The organism is Pseudomonas veronii (genome assembly GCF_002028325.1).
Taxonomy (GTDB): domain Bacteria; phylum Pseudomonadota; class Gammaproteobacteria; order Pseudomonadales; family Pseudomonadaceae; genus Aquipseudomonas; species Aquipseudomonas veronii.
Window position 1 is genome coordinate 789,602 of sequence record NZ_CP018420.1, and the last position, 18,348, is coordinate 807,949.

Here is an 18,348-nt window from a genome sequence, read left to right on the forward strand (position 1 = left end):
CCCCATCCGAATCTTCTGCTAGGGCGCTATGATTCATCCAACCACACCCCACGAGGATGTTTCATGAGCGCAGGACACAACCACGCCCAGGTACGCGCCGGCCACGAACGGCAGTTGTGGATGGCCCTCGGGCTGACCAGCAGTTTCATGATTGCCGAGGTGATCGGTGCCTTTATCACCGGCAGCCTGGCGCTGTTGTCCGACGCCGCGCACATGATGACCGACGCCCTGGCCATGGCGATTTCCCTGGTGGCGATCCAGATCGCCAAGCGTCCCGCCGACCGCAAGCGCACGTTCGGCTATGCCCGCTTTGAAATCCTGGCGGCGGCGTTCAATGCCTTGCTGCTGTTTGCGGTGGCGTTCTACATCCTTTATGAGGCCTATCAACGCCTGCAGGCACCCGCCGAAATCCAGTCGACCGGCATGCTGGTGATCGCCGTGCTGGGGCTGCTCGTCAACCTGATCTCCATGCGCCTGCTCAGCGCCGGCAGCGGCGAAAGCCTGAATGTCAAAGGCGCGTACCTGGAGGTCTGGAGCGACATGCTCGGCTCTATCGGCGTGATCATCGCGGCCGTCGTGATCATGTTGACCGGCTGGGCTTGGGTCGACTCCGTGGTGGCGGCGGCGATTGGTTTCTGGGTGTTGCCGCGCACCTGGGTGCTGCTCAAGGACAGCATGAATGTGCTGCTGCAAGGCGTGCCCGACGGCGTCGATATCGACAGCGTGGAGCAGGCCATGCGTGGCGTGCCCGGCGTGAAGGACGTACACGACCTGCATATCTGGGCGCTCACCAGTGGCAAGAACGTGCTGAGCAGCCATCTGGTGGCGGATGCGATGCCGGGCACCGAACAGCAGGTCCTCGCTCAAGTGACGCAATTGCTGCATGAGCAATTCGATATTTCCCACGTCACGCTGCAGGTCGAGGGCGAGGGTTTTCATCGTGACGGGCCCGAAGACTCCCATGCTTGAGCCTTGCTAACGGATTTGTAATGTTCGCCCCACCGCCCTGATAAGTACCGAAAGTTACAGTGCTCCGGCTTGGATTTATCCGCCATTTCATGGGCCTGGAACTCTCGTTATGCCAACTCGTGCAAGAACTCTACTGTGCTCGATCATCGTGTTGCTGGCGACGGCGCAAGGGGTCGGCGCCCAAACCCTGACCCTCGACGCCGCCCTGCAAACCGCCTTCGCCAACAACCCCGACCTGGCCGCCGCGCAATGGGAGATCGACATCGCCAGCGGTGGCCGCCAGCAGGCGGGGCTGATCCCCAACCCGGTGGCCTCGTGGGATGCCGAAGACACCCGCCGCGACACCCGCACCACCACGCTCAAGTTAAGCCAGACCCTGGAACTGGGCGGCAAGCGCGGCGCGCGCATCGAGCTGGCCACGCGTGGCCAGGACGTCGCGGCGCTGACCCTCGAACAGCGCCGCAACGGCTTGCGCGCCGAGGTGATCGACAGTTATTACGGCGCCCTTCGCGCCCAGGAGCGCCTCGACCTGGCGCAACGCTCCCTGGCGTTGGCCGAGCGCGGCCTGGTGATCGCCAACGGCCGCGTCAACGCCGGTAAATCGTCGCCAGTGGAAGCCACCCGCGCCCAGGTGCAGTTGTCGGAAATCCGCCTGGAACTCAACCGCGCCCAGATGGGTGTCAGCGATGCCTATCGCCGCCTGGCTGCCAGCACCGGCAGCGCCGCGCCCGACTTCGCCGCCGTCGCCACGTCAAGCAGCGTCCCGGCGACGTTGCCGCCCGCCGCGCAACTGCTGGCGCGTCTTGAGCAGACCGCCGAGCTGCGCCTGGCCGAACTGCAAATCCTGCAGAACGAAGCCAGCGTGGGCCTGGAAAAAGCCCAGCGCATCCCCGACCTCGATGTGTCGATTGGTAGCCAGTACGACGCCAGCGTGCGCGAGCGCGTGAATCTGGTGGGCGTGTCGATGCCGATCCCGCTGTTCAACCGCAACCAGGGCAACGTGCTCGCGGCCACCCGCCGCGCCGACCAGGCCCGTGACCTGCGCAACGCCGCCGAACTGCGCCTGCGCACCGAAACCCGCCAGGCCCTGGACCTGTGGCAAACCGCGAACACCGAAGTGCGCGCGTTCAACCAGCAGATCCTGCCCGCCGCCCAGAGCGCGGTGGACAGCGCCACCCGTGGCTTCGAAATGGGCAAGTTCAACTTCCTCGACGTCCTCGACGCCCAGCGCACCTTGATCGCGGCCCGCACCCAATACCTCACGGCGACCGCCCAGGCCACCGACGCCTGGGTACGCATCGAACGGATCTACGGCGACCTCGCCCGTTTCTGATTTTTTTTGGAGTCCTCTATGCAGACTAAACATGGCGTGGCGCTAGCCCTTGTCCTGGGCCTGATGCTGTCCGGCCTGGCAAACGCCGAGGAAGAAGAAGGCACACTCGAACTCACCGAGCAGCAGATCGAGGCCGCCGGTATTCAACTGGCCCAGGCCCAGCCGCGGCCGATCAGCACGGTGCTGTCGTTGCCGGGTGAAGTGCGCTTCGATGAAGACCGCACGTCGCACATCGTGCCGCGTGCGGCGGGGGTGGTGGAGGCAGTGAAGGTCAACCTCGGCCAGACGGTCAAGCAAGGCGAGCTGCTGGCGGTGATCGCCAGCCAGCAGATTTCCGATCAGCGCAGCGAGCTGGCCGCCAGCCAGCGTCGCCTCGAACTGGCGCGCACCACCTTCCAGCGCGAGCGCCAACTGTGGCAGGACAAGATCTCCGCCGAGCAGGATTACCTGCTGGCGCGCCAGGCCTTGCAGGAAGCCGAAATCGCCCTGAACAACGCCCGCCAGAAGATGACCGCCCTCAGCGGCAGCGCCGTGCCGGCCGGCGGCAATCGCTATGAATTGCGCGCACCGTTCGCCGGCGTGGTGGTGGAGAAACACCTGGGCGTCGGCGAGGTGGTCAGCGAGACCAGCAACGCCTTCACCTTGTCGGACCTGTCGCAGGTGTGGGTCACGTTCGGCGTCTTTCCCAAGGACTTGAACAAGGTCCGCGTCGGCAAGCCGGTGAAAGTCAGCTCCACCGAAATGGGCACCGAAGTACTCGGTACCGTGGCCTATGTGGGCAACTTGCTGGGCGAGCAGACGCGCACCGCCACCGTGCGCGTGACCGTGCCCAACCCCGATGACGCCTGGCGCCCGGGGTTGTTCGTCGCCGTACAGATCGCCACCGACACCTACCAGGCCAAGGTCACCGTGCCCGAGGCCGCGATCCAGACCGTCGAGGACAAGCCCTCGGTGTTCGTTCGCACGGCGGACGGGTTCGTCACCCGCCATCTGGAACTGGGCGTCAGCGAAAACGGCTACGTCGAAGTGCGCCGGGGCCTCGACGCCGGGGCACAGGTGGCCACGGTTGGCAGCTTCATCCTCAAGTCCGAACTGGGCAAAGGCTCGGCCGAACACGCCCATTGATCCTGCGAGTGATTTCCCATGTTTGAGCGCCTTATCCAATTCGCCATCGAGCAGCGCATCATCGTGCTGTTGGCGGTGCTGTTGATGGCCGGTGTCGGCGTCGCCAGCTATCAGAAACTGCCCATCGACGCGGTGCCCGACATCACCAATGTGCAGGTGCAGATCAACTCGGCGGCGCCCGGTTTTTCGCCGCTGGAAACCGAACAGCGCATCACCTTTCCCATTGAAACCGCGATGGCTGGGTTGCCGGGGTTGCAGCAGACCCGTTCGCTGTCGCGCTCCGGTTTGTCCCAGGTCACGGTGATCTTCAAGGACGGCACCGACCTGTTCTTTGCCCGCCAATTGGTCAATGAACGCCTGCAAGTCGCCCGTGAACAACTGCCCGTCGGCATCGAAACGGCGATGGGGCCGATTTCCACCGGTCTTGGGGAAATTTTCCTATGGACCGTGGAAGCCGAAGAGGGCGCGCGCAAGGACGACGGCACGCCCTACACGCCGACCGACCTGCGCGTGATCCAGGACTGGATCATCAAGCCGCAACTGCGCAACGTGCCCGGCGTGGCCGAGATCAACACCATCGGTGGTTATGCCAAGGAATACCAGATCGCCCCCGACCCCAAGCGCCTGGCGGCCTACAACCTGACCTTGAGCGATCTGGTCACCGCCCTGGAACGCAACAACGCCAACGTCGGTGCCGGCTACATCGAGCGCAGCGGCGAGCAGTTGCTGATCCGCGCACCGGGGCAAGTGGCGTCGATCGACGATATCGCCAACATCGTCATTACCACCTCGGACGGCACGCCGATCCGCGTGCGCAATGTGGCCCAGGTCGAGATCGGCCGTGAGCTGCGTACCGGCGCCGCCACCGAAAACGGCCGTGAAGTGGTGCTGGGCACGGTGTTCATGTTGATCGGCGAAAACAGCCGCACCGTGTCCCAGGCCGTGGCTGCGCGACTCGAACTGATCAACCGCTCGCTGCCCGAGGGCGTGGTCGCCGTGACCGTCTACGACCGCACCAACCTTGTCGAAAAAGCCATCGCCACCGTGAAGAAAAACCTCTTCGAAGGCGCGTTGCTGGTGGTCGCGGTGTTGTTCCTGTTCCTCGGCAACATCCGCGCGGCGCTGATCACCGCGATGGTGATCCCGCTGGCGATGCTGTTCACCTTTACCGGCATGTTCACCAACAAAGTCAGCGCCAACCTGATGAGCCTCGGCGCGCTGGACTTCGGCATCATCGTCGACGGCGCGGTAGTGATCGTCGAGAACGCGATCCGTCGCCTGGCCCATGCGCAACAGCGACACGGCCGCCTGTTGACCCGCAGCGAGCGCCTGCACGAAGTGTTCGCGGCGGCCAAGGAGGCGCGGCGCGCGCTGATCTTCGGGCAACTGATCATCATGGTGGTGTACCTGCCGATCTTCGCCCTCACCGGCGTGGCCGGGAAAATGTTCCACCCCATGGCCTTCACCGTGGTGATCGCCCTGTTCGGCGCGATGATCCTCTCGGTGACCTTTGTGCCGGCGGCGATTGCGCTGTTTGTCACCGGCAAGGTCAAGGAAGAAGAAAACCTGGTGATGCGCAGTGCGCGCCGGGTCTATGCGCCGGTGCTCGATGGGGTGATGGCGCGGCGCCCGCTGGTGTTCGGTTTGGCGCTGTTGACCATCGTCGCCTCGGGGCTGGTGGCCAGCCGCATGGGCAGCGAATTCATCCCCAGCCTCAGCGAAGGCGACTTCGCCCAGCAAGCCCTGCGCGTGCCCGGCACCAGCCTGACGCAGTCGGTGCAGATGCAACAGCAGTTGGAAAAAACCTTGATGGCCCAGGTGCCGGAAATCGAACGGGTCTTCGCCCGCACCGGCACCGCGGAGATTGCCTCCGATCCGATGCCACCGAACATTTCCGACAGCTACGTGATGCTCAAGCCCAAGGATCAGTGGCCTGATCCGCAGAAGTCCCGCGAAACGCTGATCGCCGATATCCAGCGCGCCAGTGCGATTGTGCCGGGCAGTGCGTATGAACTGTCGCAACCGATCCAACTGCGCTTCAACGAGCTGATTTCCGGGGTGCGCAGCGATGTGGCGGTGAAGGTATTCGGCGACGACATGGCGGTGCTCAACGCCACCGCCGGGGAAATCGCCGAGACCTTGCAAGGCCTGAACGGCGCCTCGGAAGTGAAGGTCGAACAGACCTCCGGCCTGCCGGTACTGACCATCAATATCGACCGCGACAAGGCCGCGCGGTTTGGCCTGAACGTCGGCGATGTGCAGGACACGATTGCCGTCGCAGTCGGTGGGCGCCAGGCCGGAACGTTGTACGAAGGTGACCGACGTTTCGACATGGTCGTGCGTTTGTCCGACGCATTGCGCACCGATATCGATGGCTTGTCGCGGCTGCTGATCCCGGTGCCGGCGCTGGCCGGTAACGCCTCCGGGCAACTGGGCTTTATCGCCTTGTCCCAGGTCGCCAGCCTCGACCTGGTGCTGGGCCCGAACCAGATCAGCCGCGAGAACGGCAAGCGCCTGGTGATTGTCAGCGCCAACGTGCGGGGGCGCGATATCGGCTCGTTTGTCCAAGAGGCCGAAGCCGCCATCGGCGCCCAGGTCAAAGTGCCGGTTGGCTACTGGACCACCTGGGGCGGGCAGTTCGAACAGTTGAAGGAGGCCTCCGACCGCCTGCGCATCGTGGTGCCGGTGGCGCTGCTGCTGGTGTTCGGGCTGTTGTTCATGATGTTCAACAACCTCAAGGACGGGCTGTTGGTGTTCACCGGGATTCCGTTCGCCTTGACCGGTGGGATCATGGCGCTGTGGCTGCGCGATATTCCGCTGTCGATCTCGGCCGGGGTGGGCTTTATCGCCTTGTCCGGCGTGGCGGTGCTCAACGGCCTGGTGATGATCGCGTTTATCCGCAACCTGCGCGAGGAAGGGCGCTCGCTGTCGATGGCCATCAACGAAGGCGCGCTGACCCGGCTGCGCCCGGTGTTGATGACGGCGCTGGTGGCCTCCCTCGGGTTTATCCCCATGGCCCTGGCCACCGGCACCGGCGCCGAGGTGCAGCGGCCGCTGGCGACGGTGGTGATCGGCGGGATCATTTCCTCTACGTTGCTGACCTTGCTGGTGCTGCCGGCGTTGTATCACTGGGCGCATCGCAAGGACGAGGAAACACCAGGCTGAAGCGCGTAAAACGCCCCGGCTGGCTGCTGACATCGGCGTGACCCTGATGCAGGTGCATGATCGACTGCACGATGGCCAGCCCCAGGCCGGTGCCGCCCTCGGCGCGGGTACGGCTGCTGTCGGCGCGGTAGAAGCGTTCGAACAAGTGCGGCAGGTGGTGCGCTTCGATGCCGCGCCCGGGGTTGCCGACCGACAGCGATACACGCTGGCCGTAGGTTTCCACCAGTAACAACACGGTAGACGCGGTTGGCGTGTGGCGGATGGCATTGGACAGCAAGTTGGAGATGGCCCGCTGGATCATCAGGCGATCGCCCATCACCCAGGCGTCGCCGCGCAGGTTCAGGGTCACCTGCTTGTCCTCGGCGCTCAAGGCAAACAGCTCCATCACCCGCTGCGCTTCGTCACCCAACGACACCTGGGCAAACCCGGCCCGCGCCGCCGGATGGCTGACCTGGGCCAGAAACAGCATGTCGGAGACGATGCGCGACAGACGTTCCATTTCCTCGACGCAGGATTCCAGGCCCGCTTGGTATTCCTGCGAAGGCCGCTCGCGGGACAACGTCACCTGCGCCTTGCCCATCAGGTTGGTCAACGGCGCGCGCAGTTCGTGGGCCAGGTCATCGGAGAACTGCGACAGTTGCCGCACACCGTCGTCCAGGCGGTGCAGCATGAAGTTGATGCCCTGGGCCAACTCGCCCAGCTCCTTGGGCAGGTTGTCCAGCGCCAGGCGATGGGTCAGGTCCTGGGTGCTGACCTGCGCCGCCACACGGCTGAACTGCTGCAACGGCGCCAGCCCGCGCTGCACCAGCCACCAGGCGCCCATGCCGATCAGGATCAGCAGCAGCGGCAGGGCGATCACCGTGGAGCGCAGGTAGGCACTGAGCAACGCTTCATCGTCGGAGCGGTCCAGTGAGAGCAGCACGCGCACGTTCTCGCCATTGCGCAGCGCCACCATGCGCGAGGCGCTGAGGATGCGGTTGCCATGCCCGTCCACCCAGTTCAGGTAGGCCAGGGTCTTGCCGGCCGGTACGTCGAGCAACAACGGCTGCTGGGGTTTTGCGCCCACGCTGAGGAGCACCGGCGCATCGGCCTGGGTGCTCATGATGGTCAGGTAGATATTGTCGTGGCCCATCACCAGGTCCAGCAGCGAGTGGGGGCGGCTGCTGATGTCGCGGGGGGCGAGGCTCTGGCTCAGGCTGTGTTCCAACTGATCCAGCTTGTTTTCCAGGCCCTTGCGCGCGAGTTTGTCCAGCTCGTGGGTCAAGGCCAGGTAAGCCAGGGTCGCCAGCAGCACGACCAGTCCGGCGCCCATCAGGCTGACCGTCAGGCCCAGGCGCATCGACAGGCTGCTGGTCCTCATTGACGCGCCTCCAGCACGTAACCGACGCCGCGAATGGTGTGGATCAGCTTGACCTCGCTCTGGTCGTCGACCTTGCCGCGCAGGCGGCTGATGGAGACTTCGACGACGTTGGTGTCGCAGTCGAAGTTCATGTCCCACACCAGCGAGATGATTTGCGTGCGGGTCATCACCTCGCCGGCCTGGCGCATCAATACGTGCAGCAGGGCGAACTCCTTGGTGGTCAGGTCGATGCGTCGTGTGCCGCGGTAGGCGCGGTGGCGGCGCGGGTCCAGCTCCAGGTCGGCGACGCGCAACACGTCCGGCAACGGAATGTGCTCGCTGCGCCGCAACAGCGTGCGGACGCGGGCCAGCAGTTCGGGGAATTCGAAGGGTTTGACCAGGTAATCATCGGCGCCCATGTCCAGGCCCTTGATCTTGTCGGCCAGCCGGCCGCGGGCGGTCAGCATCATCACCCGCTGGTTGCCGTCGCGGCGCAGGTGTTCCAGCACTTCCCAACCGTCGGTGTTGGGCAGGTTCACGTCGAGGATCACCAGTTCATAGGTGTGTTGCCGGGCCAGGTGCAGGCCGTCGACGCCACTGGCGGCGCAATCGACGACATAGCCGCTTTCGGTCAGGCCCTGCTGCAAGTAATCGGCGGTTTTCTGCTCGTCCTCAACCACAAGGATACGCATGGGGATTTACCTTCAAAGGAAACGGAGAGGGGGCATGGCCTCATAGAGGCGCTGAATTTGGCTGTAGGAAAACTCTGAGCCGTGAAGTCGCTATAGGGTCAAGCCACGTCAGGTAGCTGCGACGATTCGCCGCTGTGCGAGTGAACAAAAAAACGCCCCAAGCGGGGCGTAAAAAGTTCATCTCCGTTCCAAAGGAGCTACACAAAAGCCGCAGAGATGAATAGTGCTCGATGCGCAGTATAAAAACTGCAACTTAACGCGAAGGTGAGGCCGATATTACAGTTCTGACAGATTTGAACCTGTGAAGAGATGTACTTCATCGGCAAGTAAATGTAAGCGTTGCTTAGAGCACCGCCAGTGGATATTCGATAATGACCCTTACTTCTTCCAGGTCCGACTCAAATGCACTTGAGCGCACGCTCGCCTGGCGCAGGCGCAGGGATAAGTCCTTCAGCGTGCCGGCCTGCACCACGTACTTGGCTTCGATATTGCGTTCCCAGCGGCGCTGATCGGTGAGCGGATTACCGGCGGCATCGCGGCGCATATACACCGCGTTGGCGTTGCTGTAGTCGGCACCGCTGCCTTTGGCGTAGCGGGTCATGAACGTCAGGCCGGGAATGCCGAAGGCCTGCATGTCCAGGTCGTAGCGCACCATCCATGAGCGTTCCTTGGGCGAGTTGAAGTCGCTGTACTGGATCGAGTTGTTGAGGAAGATCGAGTCCGACTGGCGCAGGTAATCGAAGTCGTCGTCACCATTGTTGCGCTGGTGCGACACGGCAACGCTGTGGGCGCCGACTTTCACCCCGAGCCGGGCGCTCCAGATGTTGTTGTCGAATGTTCCCAGGCGCTTTTTGCCCTCGTCCACGGCCTTGTAGTAATTGACGTCGCCGAACAGCGAAACGTCTTCGGTGAGCGGGTAACTGGCGGTGCTGCCGACGTAGTATTGGTCCCAGGCGTCTTTCAGGCGGCTGCTGTACAGGCTGAAACCGAGGTGCTTGTTGAGTTGATAGTCACCGCCGAAATAGCCGATCCAGGGCGAGTCGACCGGGCCCGCATAAAACGTCGCGAAGCCTTTGTTCATGCCGCTTTCATTGGGCTGGCTCATGCCGCTCAAGCGTCCGCCCTGCAGGCTCAGGCCGGCGAGGCTGGTGTTTTGCACGGTGACGCCACGGAAACTTTCCGGCAATACACGGGAGTCGCCGTAGGCCACCACCGGCGTCAGCGGGAACACGTCGCCGGCCTTGATCACTGTGTCCAGCACGCGCAATTTCGCGGCGCCGCCGACCTTGCTGTAGCTGTCTTCGGGGCGGTTGTCGCGGTCCGCCGGCAACATGCCGAACGAGCCCTTGCCGCCGCTGCGGCCGGTGCCCGAATCGAGTTTCACGCCGATCATGGCAAACGCATCCAGGCCAAAACCCACGGTGCCCTGGGTGAAGCCGGATTCGAACTTGCCGATCAGCCCCTGCGCCCAGGCTTCTGAATAGCCGTTGCCGGTCGGGCTGGATTGGCCTTTGCGATCATCGCGGTTGAAGTAAAAATTACGTGCCAGCACGTTCAGGCGGCTGCCTTCGATAAAACCGTCGGGCTGGTCTTCCACGGCCAGCGCTGTCAGGGGCAAGGCGGCGACGAGTGAGAGGGGAAGGGTGTAATAACGGATATGCATGTTTCGCTCCTCGGTATTGGCAGTGATCAGCTTCTTATGGAGGCGGGCGTTCTTATTGATTTGGCCCGGGCTGATAGTTGCAAACCGTGGATAACGGCTGTGTTGCGTGAACATTACAATTCTGGAACCTTAGTGCCACCTAACAAATACGTAATCTTCTGGTGAACATCGCGTCAGGGTTGTTTGGTTAGTCTCGACACTGAACTTTCAGTCGAGGAATGAACAATGAACTTTTATAAAACCAGCCTGGGTATATTGACGGCCATCCTGTCCTTCGGCGCATTGGCCGAAGGCGGCGGCGATCGCACGTTTGCGCTGATGATGGAGCGCAATGAACAAGCCATGACCGAATACGCGGCCAGAGAGGGCAAAGCGGCCCCGGTGGTGCAGACCTATCGCTATGGCATGACCCTGGACATCGCCAAGGTGGTCAACGTGACACCACCGATCCGCTCTTGCAGCCCCGTGCCCTCGCGCATGACCTACGAAGACACCAGCGGCAAGCTCAATACCCTGGAATATCAAGTGATGGGGATCTGCCGGAACAATGGCAGCTGACCGCTGCAAAAAGAGTGACGCCGGGCATTGAAGCGCTCTTCAGAAAACGCCGGCCACACCGATGAAGGCCGGGTGGAATGGGCGAATGCCAACTTCCTGCAGGAACTGGCTTACTCGATGGCGCAACTGCAGGCGCGCGGCGAACACGTTGCCGGTGCGGTGCGCCTGATGAGCGACGGCCGCTAGCAAGCCGAGCAGGGCCTGGCCCTGGCCGCCGAAGCCGGCACGGTGATCGTGGACATCCAGGACGGCGCACAAAAGGTCGTCAGCGCAGTCGGACAGTTCGCCAACCAGCTCTCGAACTGACCCGTAGGGCTTGTGCTTGAGGTATCGTAGGTTTTTTCACGATTGAAGAGCCGATCCTCCATGAGCCCCGACCACTGCCGCCCCGTTCCGCTGTCCAAGGCCTACCGCTTGCTCAACCACGGCCCGACCGTGCTGGTCAGCGCCGCGCATGACGGTCAGCGCAATATCATGGCTGCCGCCTGGGCCATGCCGTTGGATTTCGAACCGCCGAAAGTCGCGGTCGTGCTGGACAAGGCCACCTGGACCCGGCAACTGCTGGAGCGCGCCGGCACCTTCGTGCTGCAGGTGCCCTGCGCGGCCCAGGCCGATCTCGTACAGACGGTGGGCACTACCAGCGGCGCGGAACTCGACAAATTCGCCGCCTATGGCCTGCGCACCTTCAACGGTGAACACACTGAGGCGCCTTTGCTCGAAGGCTGCGTCGCCTGGTTGGAATGCCGCCTGTTGCCCGAACCGCACACCCAGCAGACCTACGACCTGTTCCTCGGCGAAGTGGTCGCGGCGTATGCCGACGAGCGCGTGTTCAGCGAAGGGCACTGGCACTTCGAAGGCTTTGATCAACTGCGCACCTTGCACCATGTGGCGGGCGGGCATTTCCTCACGATCGGCCAGCCGATTGACGGGCAGCAGCTGACGCCCGCCGGTTGAGCGCGTTCAGCGCCCGAGCATCTTCACCCAGCGCGCCGGCGGCATGCCGTAGGTGCTGTGAAATTGCCGGGTCATGTGGCTCTGGTCGGTGAAGCCGGCGATCATCGCTGCGTCCACCAGCGTTTTGCCCTGGGCCAGCAGGCTGCGTACCAGATCCAGCCGGCGCATGGTCAGGTAGCGGTAAGGGCTGGTGCCGAACAACAAACGAAAATCCCGCGACAAGGCCCAGCGGTCGCGGCCGGCGTGTTCGGCCATTTCATCCAGGGTGATGCTGCGGCCCAGGGCGCTGTGGATAAATTCCCGGGCGCGTTCGGCGGCGACGTAATCGAAGGTCTTGCGGGTGGTGATCGCTCCCGAGGCGTTGTTCAAGGCTTGGGCCAGGTCGAACAGGGCGTCCTGCTCCTGCAGCCGGTCGATCGGGCAGTCCAGGCTTTGCAGCAACACTTCGCTGGCGCGAAACAGCCATGGGTCGGTGGACACCCCGCCGGGGATAAACGGCAACGGCTTGCCGCCGAGGATCTGTTGGACCAGCGCCGGCTCCACATAGATCATGCGGTACTTGAAGCCTTCCTCGCTGCCGGCGCGGCCGTCATGGGTCTCGTCGGGATGAATCACCATGGTGGTGCCGGGCAGGCCATGGGTCATGCCGCCGCGATAATGAAAACTCTGCACGCCGAACAAGGTGCGACCGATGGCATAGGTGTCATGGCGATGCAGGTCGAACGCGATGCCGGCAAAGTACGCCTCGATACGGTCCAGGCCACTGGCATGCGGCGCGCGGTGGACCCAGTCGAGGGTGGGGGTGGGTTTACCCATGGTGACTTGTCACAAGAAGAGGTGGAAACACGTTAACCGAGTCTGAGGCCCTTGTCTGCCGGGGTCTTGTACGATTGTGCAGGGGGGCAGGCGAGGCCTATGATCGCTGTTCGTGCCCTATGCTGATGGAGTTGCCCGCCATGGATTTGCTCAACCCCGCCTACGTGACGCCCCTGATCTCGCTGGCCCTGCTGTGGACGGTGGCGGTGGTCACGCCCGGGCCCAATTTCTTCAACACCGCGCAACTGGCCGCCAGCTGTTCGCGCCGCCATGGCGTGGTGGCCTCGGCGGGTGTCGCGACTGGGACGATCCTGTGGGGGCTGGCCGGTGGGCTGGGCATAAAGTCGCTGTTTACCGCCGCCCCCATGCTGTACCTGGCGTTCAAGATCATCGGTGGCTGCTACCTGATCTACCTGGGGTTGAAGCTGTTCAAACGCTCGGCGCCGGCGATGGGGCAGAGCCGCTTGCCGGACGGGGCTCGGCGCTCGTTGTTTTCCGCCTGGCGCCTGGGGTTGCTGGGCAATCTGTCCAATCCCAAGGCCGCGCTGTTCGTCGCCACCATCTTCGCGTCCACCATGCCGCCGTCGCCATCGCCGATGCTGTTGACCCTGGCGGTGATCATCATGGCCACCTTGTCGTTCAGTTGGTATTCCAGCGTGGCCCTGGTGTTTTCCAGTGCGCGCATGGCCGACCTCTACAGCCGCTCGCGTAAATGGCTCGACCGTTTTGCCGGGAGTTGCTACATGCTGTTCGGTGCACATCTGGTAGCGAATCGCTGACCGCTTATGGTAAGAAGCCTTACTTTCAACAGTGAGGTTGGGTCATGAGCAAGGTGCGCGTAGGGATTATTTTTGGTGGCCGTTCGGCCGAGCACGAAGTCTCGCTGCAATCGGCGCGCAATATTGTCGATGCCCTCGACCGCTCGCGCTTTGAGCCGGTGCTGATCGGCATCGACAAGGCCGGTCACTGGCACCTTAACGACACCTCGAACTTCCTGATCAACCAGGAAAACCCGGCGCTGATCGCCCTCAACCAGTCCAACCGCGAACTGGCGGTGGTGCCGGGCAAGGCCAGCCAGCAAGTGGTGGAAACCGCCGGCAGCGGCCTGCTCGCGCATATCGATGTGATCTTCCCCATCGTCCACGGCACCCTCGGCGAGGACGGTTGCCTGCAAGGCCTGCTGCGCATGGCCGACCTGCCTTTCGTCGGCTCCGACGTGCTCGGCTCGGCGGTGTGCATGGACAAGGACATCAGCAAACGCTTGCTGCGCGACGCCGGCATTGCCGTCACGCCGTTTATCACCCTCAACCGCAACAACGCGGCGCGCACGTCGTTCGACATGGCGGTGGGCAAGCTCGGCCTGCCGATGTTCGTCAAACCCGCCAACCAAGGCTCTTCGGTTGGCGTGAGCAAAGTGAACGACGAGGCCGAATACCACGCCGCCGTCGAACTGGCCCTGGGCTTTGACGAGAAAGTGCTGGTGGAGTCCGCCGTCCACGGCCGCGAAATCGAATGCGCCGTGCTGGGCAACGAACATCCCATCGCCAGCGGTTGCGGCGAGATCGTGGTGAGCAGCGGCTTCTATTCCTACGACAGCAAGTACATCGACGACCAGGCGGCCCAAGTGGTAGTGCCGGCCGATATCAGCGTGCAAGCCAGCGAGCGGATTCGACGCCTGGCCGTCGAAGCGTTCGAGGTGTTGGGGTGCGCAGGGCTGGCGCGGGTCGATGTGTTCCTCACCGAGGACGGCGAAGTGCTGATCAACGAAATCAACTCGTTGCCGGGTTTTACCCGGATCAGCATGTACCCCAAGCTGTGGCAGGCGGCGGGGATGAGCTACAGCGAGTTGGTCAGCCGCTTGATTGAACTGGCGTTGGAGCGGCATGCGGGGCGCAAGGGGTTGAAGATCAGCCGATAGTCATCGCCCGGCGCGTCAGTAACGCCATCAGGCGTTACTGAGGACTTCCCGGAAAACGTCCGGTCTTATAGCCGCAATATGCAGCAGCGAACGTGCTGCGCCGGAGGGGGAACGACGCCCTTGTTCCCACTCTTGAAGGGTTCTTATCGACACCCCCAGCAGCTCGGCAAATTTGGCTTGCGACAACCCAGTCTTACTTCTTGCGTCCGCGGCTTGAGTGATTTCAACCTGGTGGACTGCGCCGTAAAGCCCCGCTTTGACATCCTGAATGGCTGCCAGTAATTCTTCGCCGATAGCGCGCTTGGCGTCACGTTCCTTCAGCTGTTTCTCAGTGAGTGGCATGGTTCATGTCCTTCGCGATTTTGTACAGGATATGCGCTGGAATAGGCTCGGTAGCGCCCTTGCCGTAAATCAGCAGGGCTACTACTGCTCCACACGACAATTGTGTGGTGTAGATGATCCGCACTGATCCACTTTTACCTCGGCCTTCCAGGCTCCAGCGTACTTTGCGGCAGCCACCCGAGCCGGGAATTACGGTTCCGGCGTCTGACGTAGCTTCTGGCAAGAAAGGGCGGGCCAGAAAATCGCAGTAGTGGAGCCGCTGTTCAAGGGCGTTTTTATCGCAAAAAATGACATGGCACTTTGCGTTTTGTCTCAGGGAGCATAGGTATCCACACAACTTTGGCGTGGTCCTGAACCTGTGGCGAGGGAGCTTGCTCCCGTGACGGCTCGGGAGCCGACGACTATCTAACTGATGCCCCGCGACCTAAATGTGGGAGGGGTGGTGCGACGATTCGACTTGCCCCCGATGGCGGCCTGACAGCCGACCAAGATGTTGGATCAGACTGAGTACATATCCGTTGCTGCGGTAACGGCGGCTATTGGTTCCGCTCTTACAGCGGCTCACTTTTGGAAAGGCCCAAAAGTAAGCAAAAGGCCTTCGCCCCACCACTCGGCACCTCGCCTAGGCTCGGTGTGCCCGTAATCCGACATTGATTTGGGGGGCCGCCGCCACGCGCCATCCATGGCGCGGGGCGGCTAAACCGGCATCCCTGCCGGTTTACCCCCCAAATCAATATCGAATTCCGGCCAGCGTGGTTTAACGGGGCGCCTGAGATCAAAAGCAAAATCAAGAGCGGCTCGCTTCGCATCGTGGTTACCGTTGGCTGCTACAAAGTTGTGTAGATACCTATGCTCAGGGAGGGGACATTCAAAAGAGGGCTGTAGGCCTTTGTTAATCAGCTTGTACGAGCAATCCACGAATACAACAACGTCTTCGCCTCTTGCGGTTGATGCGTGCGTCGGCGGTAGCTGGCAAACGTCGGTGATGTGCAGTAGGTACACACCTCACTCACTTCAATCTGCTCGCGCCGAATGCCCGCCGCTTGCAGCAGCATCAGCCCATACCCGCTCAAGTCAAACCATGCGCTGCCCGCTTGTCTCGCCTGGGGCGGTGCAATTTTCGGCGTCAGCAGCGGTGCCGGTTGCTCAGCGCTCCATGGCGCCTGGCGGTGTGGCCACAGGTGCCCTTGGTCCGACTGGAACTCGGCAATAAACGCCGCGCTCACCTCATAACAACAGGGCTTGATCGACGGCCCGATTGCCACCTGCAATTGATCGACAGCCACTCCTTCAGCGGCAAAGCGCTGCACGGCGCTGGCGATGATCCCGCGTTGCAGGCCCTTCCAGCCACCATGCACAGCGGCCACCCAGTCACCGTTGTTCGAGGCGAACAGAATGGGCAGGCAGTCGGCGGTGATCACCGCGATCGGGTGGTGATGGCGCGTCAACACGCCATCGGCCTCGACCGTATTGGCCACCCGATCTGCCTGCCATTCCATCACCGACGCACTGTGTATCTGCTTGCAGATGAATACCTCTTCCGGCCGCTGCGGGTCATTGATCGAACAAAAACCGTGGTCGACACCAGGAACGGAACCGAGATTGTTTGCCTTGCGCACTGTGCTGTTCTCCGTGCATTAACGATCAATCGCCCAACGCCTCCCCCTCCCGCCGAGGGTCGGCACCGCCGCTCAGCAGCACCTTGCCCTGCGCATCCGGCGTGCGAACGATGGCCTGGATGCCACTGGTCATCTCGATCTCGCTCAGCGCATGGCCCTTGTCCCTGAGCGCCTGTTTCAACGCCGGGCTGAACAGGCCTGTTTCCAGTTCGGTAGCGCCATTGCGGCTGCCGAAGTTGGGCAGGCTGATCGCGGCTTGCGGGTCGAGTTGCCAGTCGAGCATCGCCACCAGGGATTTGCTCACGTATTCGATGATCTGCGAGCCGCCCGGCGAACCCAGGGTGGCCAGCAACTCACCGCTGTGGCGGTCGAACACCAGGGTCGGCGCCATGGCCGAGCGCGGGCGTTTGCCGGGTTGCACGCGGTTGGCCACCGGCTGGCCGTTTTCTTCGGGAATGAACGAGAAGTCGGTCATCTGGTTGTTGAGCACAAAGCCCTGGACCATCAGGTGCGAGCCAAATGCGGACTCCACCGTGGTGGTCATCGACACGGCGCCACCCTGGTCATCCACCGCCACCACTTGTGAGGTGGAGATGCGCAGCGGCGAGCGGTCCGGGGCATACGCCACTTGAATGCCCGCCGGTTGGCCCGGCTGCGCGATGCCCAGGCTGCGCTCGCCGATCAAGGCGGCGCGCTGGGCCAGGTAGTCGGGGGCGACCAGGCCGGCGACCGGCACCGGCACAAAGTCGGCATCGGCCACATACAGGGCGCGGTCGGCAAAGGCCAGGCGCCCGGCTTCGGCGATCAGGTGAACCGCCTCGGGCGTGGGCTCAAGGCCGGCGGGGGAGGCGCTCTTGAGCGGCGTCATGGGCGCGATGGCCAGGCGTGGGTCGCGGGCTTGCAGGGCCTGCAACGTGCCGAGGATCTGCGCGATGGCAATCCCGCCCGACGACGGCGGCGGCATGCCACAGATTTTCCAGCGCTTGTAATCGGTACACAGCGGCGCACGCTCCTTGGCCGCGTAGTCTGCAAGGTCGGCCTCGGACAGGCTGCCCGCGTTGCGGTGGCCCTGCACCTTGCGCGCAATCTCGTCGGCGATCGGGCCGTGGTACAGCGCGTCCGGGCCTTCCTCGGCGATGCGCTTGAACACGGCGGCCAGCGCCGGGTTTTTCAATAGGGTGCCGGTGGCTTTGGGCGTGCCATCGGCGTTCAGAAAGTAGGCCGCCATCTCCGGCGACTGTGGGATAAAACGGTCAGCGGCTATCAGGCTGTGCAAGCGCGGCGAGATGGCGAAGCCGTGTTCCGACAGCCGGATCGCCGGCTCGAACAACCGGGCCCAGGGCAGATGCCCGGTCTTTTTGTGCGCCAACTCCAGCGCTCGCAATACCCCCGGCGTGCCCACCGAACGCCCGCCGATCTGCGCTGCGGTGAACGCCATCGGCTGCCCGTCGGGCTTGAGGAACAAGCGCTCGGTCGCCCCGGCCGGTGCGGTTTCCCGGCCGTCATACGCCTGCACGCGGTTCCCGTCCCACAGCATGATGAACGCGCCGCCGCCAATCCCCGACGACTGCGGCTCCACCAGCGTCAACACCGCCTGCATGGCAATCGCCGCGTCGATTGCCGAACCGCCCTGGCGCAACATCTCGCGCCCGGCTTCGGCCGCCAGCGGGTTGGCCGCTGCCGCCATATGCTGCGCGGCATGGCGCGGGCTGAGGTCGGTGCGATAGCCCGAGCCCAACTCCGGCGCTGCTGGCGGTTCGTTGACCGGGGAGTGGCAGGCCACCAGGGCCAGGGCTGCGGCAATGACCGTCAGGTGACGGCGGGCAATCGAAAACACGCGTTGAACTCCGTTCAT

General features: G+C 63.2%; 15 protein-coding genes and 1 pseudogene. 9 read left to right on the top strand and 7 right to left on the bottom strand.

Annotation, left to right across the window (positions count from 1 at the left end):
• Window positions 1-63 precede the first annotated feature (63 nt).
• From PverR02_RS03515 to PverR02_RS03530, 4 genes are all read left to right on the top strand, one after another.
• Window positions 64-969, top strand: a complete 906-nt coding sequence (locus PverR02_RS03515; protein ID WP_079442766.1) for a cation diffusion facilitator family transporter — start codon at window positions 64-66, stop codon at window positions 967-969.
• Window positions 970-1,078: 109 nt separating this feature from the next.
• Window positions 1,079-2,302 (top strand): TolC family protein, encoded by a 1,224-nt coding sequence (locus PverR02_RS03520; protein ID WP_079442767.1) that lies wholly within the window; start codon window positions 1,079-1,081, stop codon window positions 2,300-2,302.
• Between the two features lie 18 nt (window positions 2,303-2,320).
• Window positions 2,321-3,427 carry an efflux RND transporter periplasmic adaptor subunit gene (locus PverR02_RS03525; RefSeq protein WP_057005637.1) on the top strand — a complete coding sequence of 369 codons (1,107 nt, stop codon included), beginning with the start codon at window positions 2,321-2,323 and terminating at the stop codon, window positions 3,425-3,427.
• 18 nt (window positions 3,428-3,445) lie between these two features.
• A complete protein-coding gene (locus PverR02_RS03530) occupies window positions 3,446-6,592 on the top strand; it encodes a CusA/CzcA family heavy metal efflux RND transporter (protein WP_079442768.1) in 3,147 nt (1,048 codons plus the stop codon).
• Here PverR02_RS03530 and PverR02_RS03535 read toward each other — a convergent pair.
• The 3 genes from PverR02_RS03535 to PverR02_RS03545 form a co-directional block, all read right to left on the bottom strand.
• Window positions 6,516-7,952 (bottom strand): heavy metal sensor histidine kinase, encoded by a 1,437-nt coding sequence (locus PverR02_RS03535; RefSeq protein WP_079442769.1) that lies wholly within the window; start codon window positions 7,950-7,952, stop codon window positions 6,516-6,518. The two genes, PverR02_RS03530 and PverR02_RS03535, sit on opposite strands and share 77 nt — an antisense overlap.
• Window positions 7,949-8,623 carry a heavy metal response regulator transcription factor gene (locus tag PverR02_RS03540; RefSeq protein WP_046384814.1) on the bottom strand — a complete coding sequence of 225 codons (675 nt, stop codon included), beginning with the start codon at window positions 8,621-8,623 and terminating at the stop codon, window positions 7,949-7,951. The genes PverR02_RS03535 and PverR02_RS03540 overlap by 4 nt, the downstream gene beginning before the upstream one ends.
• 343 nt (window positions 8,624-8,966) lie before the next feature.
• Complete coding sequence (locus tag PverR02_RS03545) at window positions 8,967-10,286, bottom strand: OprD family porin (protein ID WP_079444980.1); 1,320 nt, start codon at window positions 10,284-10,286, stop codon at window positions 8,967-8,969.
• A gap of 225 nt (window positions 10,287-10,511) precedes the next feature.
• On the opposite strand from PverR02_RS03545, the gene PverR02_RS03550 reads away from it, so the two are divergent.
• From PverR02_RS03550 to PverR02_RS03560, 3 genes and pseudogenes are all read left to right on the top strand, one after another.
• Window positions 10,512-10,844: a DUF2790 domain-containing protein gene (locus PverR02_RS03550; RefSeq protein WP_046384813.1), complete on the top strand. Its 333-nt coding sequence runs from the start codon at window positions 10,512-10,514 to the stop codon at window positions 10,842-10,844.
• A gap of 156 nt (window positions 10,845-11,000) precedes the next feature.
• Window positions 11,001-11,150: pseudogene (locus PverR02_RS31695) on the top strand (chemotaxis protein); the annotation flags it as partial.
• Between the two features lie 60 nt (window positions 11,151-11,210).
• Window positions 11,211-11,798 carry a flavin reductase family protein gene (locus tag PverR02_RS03560; RefSeq protein WP_046384811.1) on the top strand — a complete coding sequence of 196 codons (588 nt, stop codon included), beginning with the start codon at window positions 11,211-11,213 and terminating at the stop codon, window positions 11,796-11,798.
• Between the two features lie 6 nt (window positions 11,799-11,804).
• Here the strand turns inward: PverR02_RS03560 and PverR02_RS03565 are convergent, their stop codons facing one another.
• Window positions 11,805-12,614: an AraC family transcriptional regulator gene (locus PverR02_RS03565; protein ID WP_017844488.1), complete on the bottom strand. Its 810-nt coding sequence runs from the start codon at window positions 12,612-12,614 to the stop codon at window positions 11,805-11,807.
• A 140-nt stretch (window positions 12,615-12,754) separates the two neighbouring features.
• Between PverR02_RS03565 and PverR02_RS03570 the strand changes: the two genes are divergently transcribed.
• A complete protein-coding gene (locus PverR02_RS03570) occupies window positions 12,755-13,393 on the top strand; it encodes a LysE family transporter (protein ID WP_079442770.1) in 639 nt (212 codons plus the stop codon).
• Between the two features lie 44 nt (window positions 13,394-13,437).
• Window positions 13,438-14,532 (top strand): D-alanine--D-alanine ligase, encoded by a 1,095-nt coding sequence (gene ddlA / locus PverR02_RS03575; RefSeq protein WP_017844486.1) that lies wholly within the window; start codon window positions 13,438-13,440, stop codon window positions 14,530-14,532.
• A 27-nt stretch (window positions 14,533-14,559) separates the two neighbouring features.
• Here the strand turns inward: ddlA and PverR02_RS03580 are convergent, their stop codons facing one another.
• From PverR02_RS03580 to ggt, 3 genes are all read right to left on the bottom strand, one after another.
• Window positions 14,560-14,874 carry a helix-turn-helix domain-containing protein gene (locus tag PverR02_RS03580; RefSeq protein WP_046384808.1) on the bottom strand — a complete coding sequence of 105 codons (315 nt, stop codon included), beginning with the start codon at window positions 14,872-14,874 and terminating at the stop codon, window positions 14,560-14,562.
• A gap of 896 nt (window positions 14,875-15,770) precedes the next feature.
• On the bottom strand, window positions 15,771-16,493 hold the full coding sequence (gene pgeF / locus PverR02_RS03595) for a peptidoglycan editing factor PgeF (protein ID WP_079442771.1): 723 nt from the start codon (window positions 16,491-16,493) through the stop codon (window positions 15,771-15,773).
• Between the two features lie 25 nt (window positions 16,494-16,518).
• A complete protein-coding gene (gene ggt / locus PverR02_RS03600; RefSeq protein WP_079442772.1) occupies window positions 16,519-18,348 on the bottom strand; it encodes a gamma-glutamyltransferase in 1,830 nt (609 codons plus the stop codon).